This window comes from Mycobacterium sp. RTGN5, from assembly GCF_033804465.1.
Classification (GTDB): Bacteria; Actinomycetota; Actinomycetes; order Mycobacteriales; family Mycobacteriaceae; genus Mycobacterium.
This window is the reverse complement of sequence record NZ_JAPZLA010000001.1, coordinates 1,159,358-1,174,822: the sequence shown is the minus strand read 5'-3', so window position 1 is coordinate 1,174,822 and position 15,465 is coordinate 1,159,358. Positions and strand designations below refer to the sequence as shown.

Sequence of the window (15,465 nt, the reverse complement as noted above, 5' to 3'; positions counted from 1 at the left end):
TACACTGCGATCAGAGTGACGGTGACCCCTGGCATGTATCTGACGCAGGGCCTGCACAGGGCCTCGCGTGCGACCCCGCATGCCACGATGACGATCTGCGGTCAACGCGTCCGTACCTGCGCCGAGGTCGCCGACCGGGTGGCCCGGCTGGCCGGCGCATTCCAGTCCCTTGGCGCCCGCGAGGGTGACCGCATCGCGATGCTGTCGCTGAACTCCGATCGCTACTCGGAGTACCTGCTCGCGACCCCGTGGGCCGGGGCCGTGGTCAATCCGATCAATATCCGGTGGAGCGCCGCCGAGATCGCCTACAGCCTGCGCGATTCCGACACCCGAATGTTGCTGATCGACGACACCTTCGCCCCACTGCTGCCCGAATTACGCTCGCAATTCGGCGATTTGGCTACCGTCATCCATTGCGGCGACGGCGCGACGCCGCAGGGCACTCTGGCTTACGAGCAGCTGGTAGCGGACAGCACCCCAGTTCCCGATGCGCACCGCAATGGCTCCGACCTGGCCGGCGTTTTCTACACCGGCGGCACCAGCGGACATCCCAAGGGCGTCATGCTGACCCACGACAGCCTGATGACGTCGGCGCTGGGCAGCATGGCAACGGGATACTTCCTGAACTCGGGAGGCCCGCTGCTGCACGCCGCGCCGATGTTCCACCTGGCCGACCTGGGGCTCTGGCTGGCGCAGGTGATCCGCGGGGGCATCCACGTGTTCATCCCCGCGTTCCGGCCAGACTGGGTGCTCGAGGCGGTGCAACAGCACCGAGTCACCGATCTGCTGCTGGTGCCGACCATGGTGCAGATGGTCGTCGACCATCCGTCGCTTCCCGACTACGACACCAGCAGCACGGCGGCGGTCGTGTACGGCGGCTCGCCGATCTCGGCAGCCCTGCTGGAACGGGCGGCGGAGCGGTTGCCCACCGCGTCGTTCGTGCAGGCCTACGGCATGACTGAGCTGTCACCCGTCGCCACCCTGCTGTCGCCGCAGGACCACCACAATCCGGTGCTGCGCACGTCCGGTGGGCGGGCCGCACCGCACTCGGAGGTCCGCATCGTCGGCGACGACGACGCCGAACTGCCCCGGGGCGAAGTCGGCGAGATCGTGGTGCGCGGCGGGCATGTGATGGCCGGCTACTGGGGCAAACCCGAGGAGACCGCGGCCGCGCTGCGGGACGGCTGGATGCACACCGGCGACGCCGGCCACCTGGATGAGAACGGCTACGTCTTCGTCGTCGACCGGATCAAGGACATGATCGTGTCCGGCGGGGAGAACGTGTACTCCGTCGAGGTGGAGAACGCGCTGGCCCGCCACCCCGCGGTGGCCACGTGTGCGGTCATCGGGGTACCGGACGAACGGTGGGGCGAGCGGGTGCACGCCGTGGTGGTGCTGGCGAGTGCGCAGCAGGCGGCCGACGGTCTTGATGTGGCAGACGAGCTGCGGGAGTTCTGCAAGTCGCTCATCGGCGGCTACAAGATCCCCCGCAGCTTCGAGGTCGTCGATGAGCTGCCGCTGTCGGCGGCAGGCAAGGTGCTCAAACGCGAGTTGCGGGCGAAGTACTGGACGGGCTCGGACCGCTCGGTCGGCTGAGCGGCGACCTATTTCGTCAGCGCGATGTACTTGGTATCGAGGTATTCCTCGATGCCTTCGAAGCCACCCTCACGGCCGAACCCGGATTCCTTGACCCCGCCGAACGGCGCGGCCGGATCGGAGATGACGCCCCGGTTGACCCCGACCATGCCGGACTCGATGGCCTCGGCCACCCGCAGTGCCCGGTCCAGCGACTCGGTGTAGATGTAGGCCGCCAGACCGAATTCGGTGGCGTTGGCCGCGGCGACGCCGTCGTCCTCGGTGTCGAAGCCGATGATCGGCGCGACGGGACCGAAGACCTCTTCGGTGAGGATGCGGGCGTTCGGCGGGATGTCGGTCAGCACGGTGGCCGGGTAGAAGTTGCCGGGGCCGCCGGGCGCCTGACCGCCGAGCGCGACCTTCGCCCCCTTGTCCACCGCGTCGTCGACCAGCTCCTGAACCTTGGCGAGCTGCTTGGTGTTGACCAGCGGGCCGAGCTTGGCCGACGGGTCGAGCCCGTTGCCCAGGTTGACCTCGCCCATCCGCTTGACGAACTTGTCGGTGAATTCCTCGATGACGGCGTTGGCGACGTGGATGCGGTTGGCGGCCGTGCAGGCCTCACCGCCGTTGCGCATCTTGGCGAGCATCGCGCCATCGACCGCGGCGTCGACGTCGGCGTCGTCGAAGACCACGAACGGCGCGTTGCCGCCGAGTTCCATTGAGGTGCGCAGCAGCTTGTCGGCCGACTGGGCCACCAGCGCCTTGCCGACGCCGGTGGAGCCGGTGAACGTCAGCTTGCGCAGCCGGCCGTCGTCGATCAGGGCCTTGGTGACATCGCCGGGCTTGCTGGTGGGCAGTACCGACAGCACGCCCTTGGGCAGACCGGCCTCGCCCATCAGCTTGGCCAGCAGCAGCATGGTCAGCGGGGTCTCCTGCGCCGGCTTGACGATCATGGTGCAGCCGGCCGCGAAGGCGGGCCCGATCTTGCGAGTCCCCATGGCCAGCGGGAAGTTCCACGGGGTGATGGCGTAGCAGGGTCCGACGGGCTGCTTGGTGACGATGATGCGCCCGGTGCCTGCCGGCGACGTCGCGTACCGCCCGCCGATCCGCACCGCCTCCTCGGCGAACCAGCGGAAGAATTCGGCGCCGTACTTGACCTCGCCCATGCTCTCGGCGACGACCTTGCCCATCTCCAACGTCATGAGCGTCGCGAGATCGTCTGCGCGGGCGATGATTGTCTCGAAGACCGAGCGCAGGATCTCGCCGCGATCGCGGGCGGGGGTGGCCGCCCACTCGGCCTGCACGGCGCAGGCGGCATCAAGGGCGGCAACGGCGTCGGCGGCGGTCGCGTCGGCCACAGTGGTGAGGACGGTGTCGTTCGACGGGTCATTGACCTCGAAGGTCGAGGAGCCGGGCCGCTCTTCGCCGCCGATCCACAGTCCGGTGGGAACCGACGACAGCAGCCGTTCAATGTCTTGGGTGCTCATACCTCCATCATGTACACCTTTGGACACCTCGTCACGCTAGGGTCGAACGAATGACAGGCGACATTTCCGCTACCCCCGAATGGAACGCGCTGCGTCGCGAACACGACCAGATCGCCGGGAAGCACCTCCGAGAGCTTTTCGCCGAAGACCCCGACCGTGGCAGCGAGCTCACCCTCACCGTCGGTGACCTCTACATCGACTACAGCAAGCACCGCGTCACGCGGGAAACGCTGTCGCTGTTGGTCGACCTCGCCCGTGCCGCGCACCTCGAACAACGTCGCGACGCGATGCTCGCCGGCGAGCACATCAACACCTCTGAGGACCGCGCGGTGCTGCACACCGCGCTGCGGCTGCCACGGGACGCCGAGCTGGTCGTTGACGGTCAGAATGTGGTCGCCGACGTGCACGAGGTGCTCGACGCGATGGGCGACTTCACCGACCGGCTGCGCAACGGTGACTGGCTCGGCGCCACCGGCGAGCGGATCAAGACCGTCGTCAACATCGGCATCGGCGGCTCGGATCTCGGCCCGGTCATGGTGTACCAGGCGCTGCGCCACTACGCCGACGCCGGCATCTCGGCACGGTTCGTCTCCAACGTCGACCCGGCCGATCTGGTGGCCAAGCTGGACGGACTTGAGCCTGCCACAACGCTTTTCATCATCGCGTCCAAGACGTTCTCGACGCTGGAGACGCTGACCAACGCAACCGCTGCGCGGCGCTGGCTCACCGACACCCTTGGCGATGCCGCGGTGTCGAAGCACTTCGTGGCCGTGTCGACGAACAAGAAACTCGTCGACGAGTTCGGCATCAACACCGACAACATGTTCGGCTTCTGGGACTGGGTGGGCGGCCGCTATTCGGTGGACTCGGCGATCGGGCTTTCGGTGATGGCGGTGATCGGCCGCGAGGCATTCGCCGATTTCCTGTCCGGATTCCACCTCGTGGACCGACACTTCGCCACTGCGCCACTGGAATCCAATGCGCCGGCGCTACTGGGCCTGATCGGGCTGTGGTACTCCGGCTTCTTCGGCGCCGAGACCCGTGCCGTGCTGCCGTACTCCAACGACCTGTCCCGTTTCGCTGCCTATCTGCAGCAGCTGACGATGGAGTCCAACGGCAAGTCGGTCAAATCGGATGGGACCGCTGTAACAACCGAGACCGGCGAAATCTTCTGGGGCGAACCGGGAACCAATGGGCAGCATGCGTTCTATCAATTGCTGCACCAGGGCACCCGGCTGGTACCCGCCGACTTCATCGGCTTCAGCGAGCCCACCGACGACCTACCCACTGCCGACGGGTCGGGCAGCATGCACGACTTGCTGATGAGCAATTTCTTCGCCCAGACCCAGGTGCTGGCCTTCGGTAAGACCGCGGCCGAGATCGCCGCGGAGGGCACACCGGCGAACGTGGTGCCGCACAAGGTGATGCCGGGTAACCGGCCGAGTACCTCGATCCTGGCGAATCGGCTGACCCCGTCGGTGGTGGGCCAGCTGATCGCGCTGTATGAGCATCAGGTCTTCACCGAGGGCGTGATCTGGGGCATCGACTCGTTCGACCAGTGGGGTGTCGAGCTGGGTAAGACTCAGGCCAAGGCACTGCTCGGAGTGATCACCAGCGACGGCTCACCGGCCAAGCAGACCGACAGCTCGACCGACGAGCTGGTGCGCCGCTACCGCGAGGAGCGCGGCCGAACTCGCTAGGCGAACGGCTTGGTGAACCGCGGCGGCAGGATCCGCAGCAGGGCCACCAGCGGAATCCATGGCCAGCCGGGCACAATCGCGCGGCCGCTCTCGCGTTCGATGGCGTTGACCATGTGGCGCACGCCGGTGTCGTTGTCCACCATCAGCATGGTGGTGTTCGACTTGCCGGTCATCTCCGACTCGATGTAGCCGGGCTCGATGACCGTGACTTTGATTGGGCCGGAGGCATATTCGGCGCGCAGCGACTCGCCCAGCGAGGTGACCCCGGCCTTGCTCGCGGCGTAGGCGGCCTTGACGCCGGGAACACCCTTGTTGCCAAGCACACTCGAGATCAGCACCAGGTGTCCCGAGCCGGCCGTCTTGAACATCGCCAGCGCCGTTTCGGTCTGCACCAGCGCCGCGACGAGGTTGGTCTCGATGGTGGCCTTGTTGGCCCACAGCTTGCCCGACCCGAGCGGGGCGCCCTTGCCGATGCCGGCGTTGACGATGATCCGGTCGATGCCGCCGAGCTGGTCGGAGAGTTCGGTGAACACTTCTGGCACCCGGTCGTGGTCGTTGACGTCAAGGGCGGCGACGGCGACGGCGATGCTCGGGTGGCGCTGGCTCAGTTCGGCCTTCAGTTCCTCGAGGCGGTCGACGCGTCGCGCGCACAGGGCCAGATCGCGGCCCTTGGCGGCGAAGGCGCGGGCCATGCCGGCCCCGAGACCGGAGCTGGCACCGGTGATGAGGATCTTCTGGCGGGTCACGGGTGGGACGCTACTTCAGCAGCTTCGACATCCGTCGGTCGGCCAGGACCTTGCCCCCGGTTTGGCAGGTCGGACAGTACTGGAACGACTTGTCGACGAAGGAGACCTCGCGAACGGTGTCACCGCACACCGGGCACGGCAGTCCGGTGCGGGCGTGCACACGGAGCCCAGATCGCTTCTCCCCCTTCAGGGTTGCCGCCTGCTGGCCGACCGAGCGTTGCACCGCGTCGGTCAGCACCGAGATCATCGCGTCGTGCAGCGCGCCGAGTTGCGCGGCGGTGAGCTTGTTGGCCGTCGCGAACGGCGAAAGCTTCGCGACATGCAGGATCTCGTCGCTGTAGGCGTTGCCGATCCCGGCGATGACCTTCTGGTCGGTGATCACCGTCTTGATCCGGCCGCCATGGGGTTTGAGGATCTCGGCGAGCTGTTCGGGGCTGATCTCCAGCGCGTCGGGACCCAGCCCCGCAATGCCGGGGACCTTGGCGGGGTCGTCGACGATCCAGACGGCCAGCCGCTTCTGGGTGCCCGCCTCGGTGAGGTCGAATCCCACGCTGTCATCGAGGTGCACCCGCAGCGCGATCGGGCCCTTGCCCGGTTTGAGCGGCGTCGCGGCGAGCTTGTCGCTCCACTTCAGCCACCCAGCCCGCGAGAGGTGAGTGATCAGCCACAGATCCCCAACCTGCAGACCGAGGTACTTGGCCCAGCGCGCCGCGCCCGTCACCGTTCGCCCGTGCAGCGCTGTCGGCGGTGGGTCGAAGGTCTTCAGCACCGACAGAGCCGCGACGTCGACGCGCACTATCGTCTTGCCGACCGCGTGCCGGCGCAGATGATCAGCCAGGGCCTCGACTTCGGGCAGTTCAGGCATGGATCCAGGCTAGCGGTCTCCAGCTCACCCGTCGTCGGGTGTGCTGGCCACCAGCAGCCACACCAGGGTTGCCAATCCGACGAAAATGCCCTGCACACTGATGACGAAGGCCAAGTACTCATGCCAGTCGGTGAGAACGTCGTAGCAGCCGACGCCGTCGTACGGCAGCGTGGACATCGCGAACACCAAGGCCGCCGACATCAAGGCCACGGTCGCCGCGGTGGTCACCCGATGCGCGGGATCCCGCAGATTCCTTCGGAAGTAGTTGAATTCGAGCCCCAGCGTGAGCAGCAGCAGTGGAATGACCTCGACGACATGCTGGAAATACACCGGACTGATCGCGTTCTCGCAGACTTGCTGCAGCACCGAGAGGCGTTCTGCCAGTGGCAGGGCCGCGGCCTGTTCAGCGATGTCGGCGGGCAGGGTGCGCACGGTATCGGTGTCGATGAGCCTGGTGTAGGCGATCGCCGCGATGTAGGTCGCGAACGTGCCCACCATCAGCGGAACCACCGCCCGGGTGCGCTGCCAGTCGGTCGGTTGCGCCGCCCGGCGCGCGGCGCTCATCAACGTGCGCGGATCCGCGTTGAGGGAGGTGGTCATGAGCACACCCATGGCGGCGGCGATGACGACCGCTGCCACGACCAGGAGCCAGACGGACGGCCGGAACGGTAATTCGGAGAGCACGGCGTCCACCACGATCAGGACCGCGGCCCCGGACCACCACAGTCGCCACAGGCGCGGCCCATCGCCGTCCACCCGTTCGATGCTGCGTTTCTTCAGACCGACAACGGCCAACGCCACGATTTCGACCGCGAGAAGTCCCAGCCGCCAGCCGACATGGGTCCGCCAGTCGTTGTGCTTTCCGAAGCCTGCGAGATCGAAGAGCAGACCGATGATCTCCTCGCTGTAGGAGAACACGAACAACAGCACGAAGACGACCCACAGCATCGCCCGAGACGTTGCGTTGGCCTTGGCGGTTGGTTCGCTGTCGACCTCGGGGGCGGGCATTGTCAGGAGCCCTAGTGCCGTTCTGCGTCTTTGAACGGCAACGAGAACAGCCAGCTGACAATCGACAACACGATCGCGGCCCAGACCGCGGTCCACCAGAACTGGTTGATCTGCAATCCCCAATGGGTGGTGTGTTCGGTGATCCCCGCGGTGATCCACAACATCAGCGCGTTGATGACGACGTGAACCAGCCCGAGCGTCAGGATGTACAGCGGTATCGACAAGAACTGCACGAGCGGTTTGATGATCGCGTTCACCAGGCCGAAGATCACCGCGACCACCAGGACGATGCCGATCCGCTGGAGGCCGGTGTCGCCGCCGACGAAACTGATGCCGGGCACGACCAGTGCGACGACCCATAGCGCCAGTCCGGTGACTGCGGCGCGAAGGAGAAACTGTCCCATGCGGTGATCTTCTCAGAAGGAGCGGCGGCTACGTCCGTAAGAGATAGATGTCCATGATCCAGCCGTGTCGGGCACGGGCGTCGGCTCGAAGGGCCGCAATACGCTCGCCGATCTCGCCGACGGTGCCCGACATCAGCACCTCGTCGGGCGTGCCGAGGTAGGCGCCCCACCAAATCCGGGTCTGCGGTGGACAACTCAGAAATGAGCAGTCCCCGTCGAGCATCACGGCCGCCGAGCCGGCCAGGCCGGTGTTGCGCAGCTGCCGCCCGGTGGTGATCAGTACGGGTTCGCCGACGTCGTTGAGCGGGATGCGATGGCGCGCCGTCAGCGCCTGCACCGCGGTGATCCCGGGGATGACGTCGTAGTCGAAGTCGACGTGGCGGGCGACCTCGTCGAGGATTCGCAGGGTGCTGTCGTACAGCGACGGATCGCCCCAGGCCAGAAAGGCTCCGACGCCGTCGGGCCCGAGCTCGGTCTCGATGGCCTGAGCCCACAGCCGGGCGCGAGCCAGGTGCCAGTCGGCGACGGCCTGCGTGTAGTCGCCGTCGGCCGCGCGTTTCGGATCGGGCAGTTCGACGAAGCGGTAGCGCGGCTCGGTGATGAACCGCTGGCAAATCTCCCGGCGCAACGCGACGAGGTCGCTCTTGGCCTCTCCCTTGTCCATCGCGAAGAACACGTCGGTGTCGTTGAGCGCACGGATCGCCTGCGAGGTCACGTAGTCGGGATCGCCGGCCCCGATGCCGATGACGTGGATGGTGCGCACCCCGAGAGCCTAACGAAAGCGCCGGAAGGCCATCGGCACCAGGAGCGCGACCGCGAAGCACGCCCCGACCACGCCGGAGATCAGCAGCGGGAGCCGCCCGTCGCTCCCCCACAGCAGCCCGGCCCACAGGCCGGCGGCCAGCACCGCGAAACCACTGGCGCCCTGGAACACTCCCTGCGCGCTCGCCTGTTGGTCGGCGCCGGCGAGTGTGGAAATCCACGCCTTCCCGACACCGTCGGTGCACGCGGTGAACATCCCGTAGGCCGCGATCAACACCCACGCCGCAACGGGATCGGTGGTCAACCCGAGCCCGAGGTAGCAGACGGCGAAGAAGACCAGCCCGAACCCGAACACCGCTGGGCGGGGTAGCTTGTCGGCCAGCACCCCGGCCGGAAAACTCGCCAGCGCATACACCAGGTTGTAACCGACGTAGGCGAGGATCACCTCGACGACGCCGAAGCCGATCTCGTTAAGCCGCAACAGCAGTAACGCATCAGGAAAATTGACAACACCAAAGGCGACCAGCACCGCGGTCACTTGCCAGTATCGCCGCGGCAGTTCGCGGAGACCGCGAAATATCGGCTGCCGTTCGCGACCCCGCGGTCCCGCCGTCCGTGGCTCACGGACCAGCACGACGAGTAGCACCGACAGCACCGCGGGGATGATCGCGATGTACAGCAGCGGGGGTATCTGGTGATCCAGCAGTTCGTAGCCGGCCAGCCCGAGCAGTGGACCGACCACGGCCCCCAGAGTATCCATCGCGCGGTGGAATCCGAACACCTTGCCGCGCATCGATTTATCGATTCCTTCAACAAGTAGCGCGTCGCGTGGCGCGCCCCGAATGCCCTTGCCGAGCCGGTCGACCACACGGCCCGCCAGCACACCGGGCCAGCCCACCGCAATGGCGACGATGACCTTGCCCAGTGCGGCCATCCCGTATCCCGTTGCGATCAAAGGACGTTTGGCGAAGCGGTCACCCAGTGGGCCGACGGCGAGCTTGGTCAGTGATGCCGCTCCCTCGGCGGCGCCTTCGATGGCGCCGACCACTGCGGGCGGCGCTCCCAGCACGGCGGTGAGATAGATGGGCAGCAGCGGATACAGCAGTTCGCTGGCCGCGTCCTGAAAGAACGACACCGCGGCGAGCACCCGCACGTTGCGGGTCAGCCAAGAAGCCATTTGTGCCAACTATCTTTCACCGCCTCGGTAGCATTCGCTCAGTGTCAACCTTCAACGGACTACCCGCCCATGTTCTGTTGGTTCACTTCATCGTGGTCCTCGCACCGTTGACGGCCGTCCTGGCGATCCTGTGTGCGGTGTGGCCCGCCGCCCGCCAGCGCCTGGTGTGGCTGGTGCTGGCACTGTCGTTGGTCGTTGCGGTGCTGACACCGTTGACCACCGAGGCCGGCGAGTGGCTCGAGGACCGGGTGGGGCGTTCGCCGCTAATGCAGGCGCACACCGAGCTCGGTGACACGATGCTCTATTTCTCACTGGCGTTGCTCGTCGCGGCGGTGCTGCTGGCAGTCGTGCACCAACTCGGCGGCCGCGGACAATCGCTGCCGTCGGCTCTGTCGATCATCGTCGCCGTCTTCGTGGTGGTGGCGGGCGTCGCGACAATCGTGCAGGTGTACCGCATCGGCGACTCCGGCGCGAAGGCCACCTGGGGCCAGATCGCGGCCAATCCCACCTGACGCGCCAATCCCACCTGATGCGACAGCTGCCACCAGCAAAGGCGAAAACTACCTAGCATCGCGGCATGCGATTCACCTACGCCGAGGCCATGACCGACCCGTCGTTCTATATCCCGCTCGCTCAGGCCGTCGAGGCCGCCGGCTATCACGCGATGACGATTCCGGACAGCGTCGCCTACCCGTTCGAGTCGGACTCCACGTACCCCTACACGCCGGACGGCAACCGGGAGTTCTTGGACGGCAAGGCATTTATCGAATCATTCGTGTTGATGGGTGCGTTGGGTGCGGTCACCACGACACTGCACTTCAACCTGTTCGTCCTCAAGCTGCCGATCCGGCCGCCCGCCCTGGTGGCCAAGCAGGCCGGATCTCTGGCGGCACTGATCGGCAACCGCCTCGGCCTCGGCGTCGGCACCAGCCCGTGGCCGGAGGACTACGAGGTGATGGGCGTGCCTTTCGCCAGGCGCGGCAAGCGAATGGACGAGTGCATCGCGATCATCAAGGGTCTGACGAGCGGTGACTACTTCGAGTTCCACGGCGAGTTCTACGACTTTCCCAAGACGAAGATGACGCCCGCGCCGTCCGAACCCATCCCGATCCTGATCGGCGGACACGCCGATGCCGCGCTGCGCCGGGCCGCACGCAACGACGGCTGGATGCATGGCGGGGGCACCGAGGATCTCGACGAGCTGCTGGCCAAGCTGAACCGCTTCCGGGAGGAGGAAGGGACGACTGCTCGGCCTTTTCAAATCCATGTCATCTCACTCGACGCGTTCACCGTCGACGGGGTCAAGCGCCTCGAGGACAAGGGCGTCACCGACGTGATCGTCGGCTTCCGGGTTCCCTACGTCAAGGGCCCCGACACCGAGCCGCTGGACGCCAAGATCCGCAACCTGGAATGGTTCGCGGAGAACGTCATCGCCAAGGTTTAACCCTTACAGCGGATCCCACTTGGCGGCTCGCTTCTCGCGGTGGGCCATCGCGGCCTCGCGCGGGTTGTTGGTGAACCCGGTCAGGATCTGTGTCCGGTTCTCGATCTCCTTGGCGTGCCGCAGGCTTGGTGCGTCCAGGGCGGCGTTCAGCCCGGTCTTGGTCTGCCAGACGCCGAAGGCATTGTTGGCGGCGATGCTGCGCGCCATCCCGAGCGCGGCATCGGCGAGTTTGTCCGCGGGCACCACCTCGTGCACCAGCCCGATCCGGTAGGCCTCGTCGGCGTCGATGATCCGCCCGGTCAGCATCATTTCCCGTGCGGCGCCCGCACCGACGATCTTGGGCAGCAGGTAACTCGTCCCCATGTCGAGCGAGGAGAAGCCTGCCTTGATGAACACCGATCCGAAGCGCGCGGTCTCCGATGCGATCCGGATGTCGCAGTGCAGTGCGTAAGCGAGGCCGCCCCCGACGGCCACCCCGTTGACCGCCGCGACCACCGGGATGGGCAGTTCGTAGAGCCGGGTCAGCTGGTCGGCCAGCCGGATCTGGCTGTCGTACATGGTCTTGAACGGCGCACTCGCCGGTTCGGTCCACGCCTTGCCGGTGCCGCTGAGATCAGCGCCCGCGCAGAACCCCCGTCCCGCTCCGGTGAGGACCGCGACCCGGTACTTCCACGAGCTCAGCTCGTCGAACACGGCGTCGAGGCCGTCGATCAGGTTTCCGTCGATCGCGTTGAGCAACTCCGGCCGGTTCAGGGTGATACCGGCGATCCCGTCTTCGAGCTCTTCGAATTCCACAGCAGCCATGCGCTGCACGTTAGCGTTGCGCCGGCATCGGGTATAGGCCGCCCATGGCTACTGTTGACGTAACCGTGCCCTCCGATGTGTCGCCACAGCAAGCCTGGAAGCTGGCGTCGGATCTGAGCCGCTTCGGCGAGTGGATGACGATCTTCGCCGGCTGGCGCGGACCCGTGCCGGAGACGATCTCCGAGGGCACCGAGGTTTCGTCGTTGATCAAGGTCAAGGGGTTCCGCAACACCATCCGCTGGCGGGTGACCGGTTATGACGAGCCGCACTCCATCGAGCTGACCGGCACCGGCTGGCCCGCCATCAAGATATCCATCACCATGAAGGTCGTCGATGAGCATGAACAGACGAGCTTTCACCTGATCGCCGATCTGTCCGGAGGCGTCCTCAACGGTCCGATCGGCCGATTGGTCGCGCGCGTCCTCGAGTCCGATGTTCGCAAATCCGTGACGAAGCTGGCTGCGCTGGCTTGATAGGTGACGTCTAGATCACTTCACCGCGCTACCGTGCTCGGATGGGCGGATACCGCGAGCTGTTCGACGCCAGCGTCGCCGACGCAGCGGGGTTCTGGGCGCAGGCCGCGCGTGCGGTGTCGTGGACGCGCCCTCCGCGGCGGATCCTCGACGACACCAACCCGCCGTTCTACCGGTGGTTCCCCGACGCCGAGCTGAATACCTGCGCCAACGCGCTGGACCGGCATATCGATGAACGTGGCGACCAGGTCGCGCTGATCTACGACTCCCCCGTCACCGGGACCAAACGGAGTTTGACGTACCGCGAATTGCTGCACGAGACAGCACGTTTCGCTGGCGTGCTACGCGAATTGGGTGTGGGCAAGGGCGACCGCGTGGTGCTGTACATGCCGATGATCCCCGAGGCGGTGATCGCGATGCTGGCCTGCGCCAGGCTGGGCGCGGTGCACTCGGTGGTGTTCGGCGGGTTCGCTGCCCACGAGCTGGCCACCCGCATCGACGACGCACAGCCGGTGGTGATCGTCTCGGCGTCCTGCGGCATTGAGCCGACCCGGGTGATCGAGTACAAGCCGATGCTCGACCGCGCACTGGAGCTGGCCACCCACCAGCCGGCGGCGTGCGTGATGGTCCAGCGTGACCGGCACGGCTGCGATCTGGTCGACGGTCGCGATGTGGACTGGGCCGACGCGATGGCCACGGCAACGGCCGTCGACCCGGTGCCGGTGGCCGCGACCGATCCGTTGTACGTGCTCTACACATCCGGGACGACGGGTAAGCCCAAGGGCATCGTCCGCGACAACGGCGGCCACGCGGTGGCTCTGCTGTGGAGCATGCGCCACATCTATGACATCGACCCCGGCGACGTGTTCTGGGCGGCCTCCGACGTCGGGTGGGTGGTGGGCCACTCCTACATCGTTTACGGGCCGCTGCTGGCCGGGGCCACGACGGTGCTCTACGAGGGAAAGCCCATCGGCACACCGGATCCCGGCGCGTTCTGGCGGGTGGTCGCCGAACACGGCGTGAAGGCGTTGTTCACCGCGCCGACGGCCATCCGGGCGATCCGCAAGGAGGATCCGGACGCCTCACACCTCGACCGCTACGACTTGTCGTGCCTGAAGTATCTGTTCCAGGCGGGCGAGCGGCTGGACCCGGATACCTACGCTTGGGCTACGGCGAAGCTCGGCGTCCCGGTCGTCGACCACTGGTGGCAGACCGAGACCGGGTGGGCGATCGCGGCCAATCCGATGGGCGTGCAACACCTTCCGCTGAAACCCGGCTCCCCCACCGTGCCGATGCCGGGCTACGACGTGCAGATCTTGCGGGTCGACGGCTCGCCGTGCGCACCGGGCGAGGAGGGCGACATCTGCATCAGCCTGCCGCTGCCGCCGGGAACGCTGCCGACCCTGTGGGGCGACGACGCCCGGTACGAGGCGTCGTATCTGCGCGAGCATCCCGGCTTTTACCTGACCGGCGACGGTGGTTACCTCGACGAGGACGGCTATCTGTTCGTGATGGGCCGGATCGACGACGTGATCAACGTTGCGGGACACCGGTTGTCGACGGGATCGATCGAGGCGGTGCTGGCCGCCCATCCGGCCGTAGCCGAGTGTGCGGTGATCGGCGTGGCCGACGAGATCAAGGGCCAGGTGCCGCGCGGCTTCGTGGTGCTCAAGGCCGGAGCCTCGGCCGACCGCCTCGCCGAGGAACTGGTGGCCGCGGTGCGTGACGAGATCGGCGCGCTTGCCTCCTTCCGCCTGGTCGATGTGGTGCCGGCCCTGCCCAAGACCCGTTCCGGCAAAATCCTGCGCAAGACCATGCGCGGTATCGCGCACGGCAAGGATGAGCCGATGCCGTCGACCATCGAGGACCCGGCGGTGTTGGACACGCTGCGGCCGATACTTCGGCCATGACCGTCACGGTCGACGAATTTCAGATCGCTGACCCTGCCGACGCCTGGCGGGCAGCGGGTTTCAGCGTGGACGCCGACGATATCTGCCGCATCGGCGACGTTCGAGTGCGGCTGCTCGGACGCTCACGCGGCACTGGCATTCTCGGCTGGTCGCTGCGGGGTCTGTCGTGCGACAGTGCAGTCGACGGCATCCCGACCATCCGGTCCGACACCGATCCCGCGGCGCCTGCCACGCACGCGAACGGCGTGACGTCGATCGACCATGTCGTGCTGCTGTCCCCCAACCTGAACCGGACGGTCGAGTCGCTGGCCGCTGTCGAGTTGCAGCCGCGCCGGGAACGCGACGCCGAACTCGGCGGCCAGCCGATGCGGCAGATCTTCTTCCGGCTGGGCTCGGTGATCCTCGAGGTCGTCGGTGCCCCTGACGTGGCCGGCGACGGCCCGTCTTCGTTGTGGGGCATCACGTACGTCGTTGCCGACATCGGCGCCACGGCGTCATTTTTCGGCGAGCGCACGTTGCCGGTCAAGGACGCCGTGCAGCCCGGGCGCCGGATCACCACGCTGCGGCATCGCGATCTGGGCATGTCGGTCCGGACGGCGATGATCTCGCCGCATATTCTCGGCGGATGATCGAGCCCGCCGCCGATGTCGTCGTCATCCACACCGACGGCGGCTGCCGACCCAACCCGGGGCCTGGCGGCTGGGGAGCGGTGCTGCGCATGCGCCATCACATCCGTGAGATGTGCGGCGGCGAGCCGAGCGAGACGAGCAACAATCGGATGGAGCTGACCGCTCCGATCATGGCGTTGGAGGCGCTCACCCGGCCTGTCGTGGTGCACCTCTATACCGACAGCACCTACGTCCGCAATGGGATCACCAAGTGGGTCCTCGGTTGGGAACGCAATGGCTGGCTGACGTCCGCGAAGCAGCCGGTGAAAAATGTCGACCTATGGCAGCGACTGCAGGCCGCGTGCGCGCAACACGAAGTCGAGTGGTTCTGGGTGAAGGGCCATTCGGGTGTCGCCGACAACGAACTGGCCGACCAGTTGGCGACGCGCGGTCTAGAGGAAGCGGTTGCGATTTCTGTCGGGGGGCCGGCGTAGTCTTTCGA

General features: G+C 66.6%; 16 protein-coding genes and 1 pseudogene. 8 read left to right on the top strand and 9 right to left on the bottom strand.

Annotated features, from left to right (window positions below; genetic code table 11):
• The first annotated feature begins 33 nt into the window (after positions 1 to 33).
• Complete coding sequence (locus tag SLQ31_RS05795; protein ID WP_319432863.1) at positions 34 to 1,596, top strand: long-chain fatty acid--CoA ligase; 1,563 nt, start codon at positions 34 to 36, stop codon at positions 1,594 to 1,596.
• Between the two features lie 8 nt (positions 1,597 to 1,604).
• Here the strand turns inward: SLQ31_RS05795 and SLQ31_RS05790 are convergent, their stop codons facing one another.
• Positions 1,605 to 3,062, bottom strand: a complete 1,458-nt coding sequence (locus SLQ31_RS05790; protein WP_319430434.1) for an NAD-dependent succinate-semialdehyde dehydrogenase — start codon at positions 3,060 to 3,062, stop codon at positions 1,605 to 1,607.
• Between the two features lie 50 nt (positions 3,063 to 3,112).
• On the opposite strand from SLQ31_RS05790, the gene pgi reads away from it, so the two are divergent.
• Positions 3,113 to 4,762 (top strand): glucose-6-phosphate isomerase, encoded by a 1,650-nt coding sequence (pgi, locus tag SLQ31_RS05785; protein WP_319430432.1) that lies wholly within the window; start codon positions 3,113 to 3,115, stop codon positions 4,760 to 4,762.
• Here pgi and SLQ31_RS05780 read toward each other — a convergent pair.
• The 7 genes and pseudogenes from SLQ31_RS05780 to SLQ31_RS05750 all read right to left on the bottom strand — a co-directional run bounded on the left by SLQ31_RS05780 (position 4,759) and on the right by SLQ31_RS05750 (position 9,724).
• Positions 4,759 to 5,508 (bottom strand): SDR family oxidoreductase, encoded by a 750-nt coding sequence (locus SLQ31_RS05780; protein WP_319430430.1) that lies wholly within the window; start codon positions 5,506 to 5,508, stop codon positions 4,759 to 4,761. The two genes, pgi and SLQ31_RS05780, sit on opposite strands and share 4 nt — an antisense overlap.
• Positions 5,509 to 5,518: 10 nt before the next feature.
• Positions 5,519 to 5,977 carry a zinc finger domain-containing protein gene (locus tag SLQ31_RS05775; protein WP_319432862.1) on the bottom strand — a complete coding sequence of 153 codons (459 nt, stop codon included), beginning with the start codon at positions 5,975 to 5,977 and terminating at the stop codon, positions 5,519 to 5,521.
• A 99-nt stretch (positions 5,978 to 6,076) separates the two neighbouring features.
• A pseudogene (locus SLQ31_RS05770) lies at positions 6,077 to 6,373 on the bottom strand (DNA-formamidopyrimidine glycosylase family protein); the annotation flags it as partial.
• A gap of 24 nt (positions 6,374 to 6,397) precedes the next feature.
• Positions 6,398 to 7,381, bottom strand: a complete 984-nt coding sequence (locus tag SLQ31_RS05765; protein WP_319430428.1) for a hypothetical protein — start codon at positions 7,379 to 7,381, stop codon at positions 6,398 to 6,400.
• 11 nt (positions 7,382 to 7,392) lie between these two features.
• Complete coding sequence (locus SLQ31_RS05760; protein ID WP_319430426.1) at positions 7,393 to 7,785, bottom strand: phage holin family protein; 393 nt, start codon at positions 7,783 to 7,785, stop codon at positions 7,393 to 7,395.
• Positions 7,786 to 7,813: 28 nt separating this feature from the next.
• The gene (gene cobF / locus SLQ31_RS05755; RefSeq protein ID WP_319430424.1) at positions 7,814 to 8,548 is read right to left on the bottom strand and encodes a precorrin-6A synthase (deacetylating); all 735 of its coding nucleotides are present in this window, start codon (positions 8,546 to 8,548) and stop codon (positions 7,814 to 7,816) included.
• Between the two features lie 9 nt (positions 8,549 to 8,557).
• Positions 8,558 to 9,724: an MFS transporter gene (locus SLQ31_RS05750; RefSeq protein WP_319430423.1), complete on the bottom strand. Its 1,167-nt coding sequence runs from the start codon at positions 9,722 to 9,724 to the stop codon at positions 8,558 to 8,560.
• A 41-nt stretch (positions 9,725 to 9,765) separates the two neighbouring features.
• Here SLQ31_RS05750 and SLQ31_RS05745 point away from each other — a divergent pair, with 41 nt between their 5' ends.
• Positions 9,766 to 10,236, top strand: coding sequence for a DUF2231 domain-containing protein (locus tag SLQ31_RS05745; protein ID WP_319430421.1), 471 nt, complete (start codon positions 9,766 to 9,768; stop codon positions 10,234 to 10,236).
• A 65-nt stretch (positions 10,237 to 10,301) separates the two neighbouring features.
• Entirely contained in the window at positions 10,302 to 11,168 is an 867-nt protein-coding gene (locus tag SLQ31_RS05740) for a TIGR03619 family F420-dependent LLM class oxidoreductase (protein ID WP_319430420.1), read from the top strand.
• 3 nt (positions 11,169 to 11,171) lie between these two features.
• Here SLQ31_RS05740 and SLQ31_RS05735 read toward each other — a convergent pair whose 3' ends face one another.
• Positions 11,172 to 11,963, bottom strand: coding sequence for an enoyl-CoA hydratase/isomerase family protein (locus SLQ31_RS05735; RefSeq protein WP_319432860.1), 792 nt, complete (start codon positions 11,961 to 11,963; stop codon positions 11,172 to 11,174).
• 53 nt (positions 11,964 to 12,016) lie between these two features.
• Here SLQ31_RS05735 and SLQ31_RS05730 point away from each other — a divergent pair, with 53 nt between their 5' ends.
• From SLQ31_RS05730 to rnhA, 4 genes are read left to right on the top strand one after another with little or no spacing between them, the layout of a single operon-like run.
• Entirely contained in the window at positions 12,017 to 12,445 is a 429-nt protein-coding gene (locus SLQ31_RS05730; RefSeq protein ID WP_319430419.1) for an SRPBCC family protein, read from the top strand.
• A 41-nt stretch (positions 12,446 to 12,486) separates the two neighbouring features.
• Positions 12,487 to 14,355 carry a propionyl-CoA synthetase gene (locus tag SLQ31_RS05725; protein WP_319430417.1) on the top strand — a complete coding sequence of 623 codons (1,869 nt, stop codon included), beginning with the start codon at positions 12,487 to 12,489 and terminating at the stop codon, positions 14,353 to 14,355.
• The gene (locus SLQ31_RS05720) at positions 14,352 to 14,984 is read left to right on the top strand and encodes a glyoxalase (protein ID WP_319430415.1); all 633 of its coding nucleotides are present in this window, start codon (positions 14,352 to 14,354) and stop codon (positions 14,982 to 14,984) included. The genes SLQ31_RS05725 and SLQ31_RS05720 overlap by 4 nt, the downstream gene beginning before the upstream one ends.
• Entirely contained in the window at positions 14,981 to 15,457 is a 477-nt protein-coding gene (gene rnhA, locus SLQ31_RS05715) for a ribonuclease HI (protein WP_319430413.1), read from the top strand. The genes SLQ31_RS05720 and rnhA overlap by 4 nt, the downstream gene beginning before the upstream one ends.
• Positions 15,458 to 15,465 lie beyond the last annotated feature (8 nt).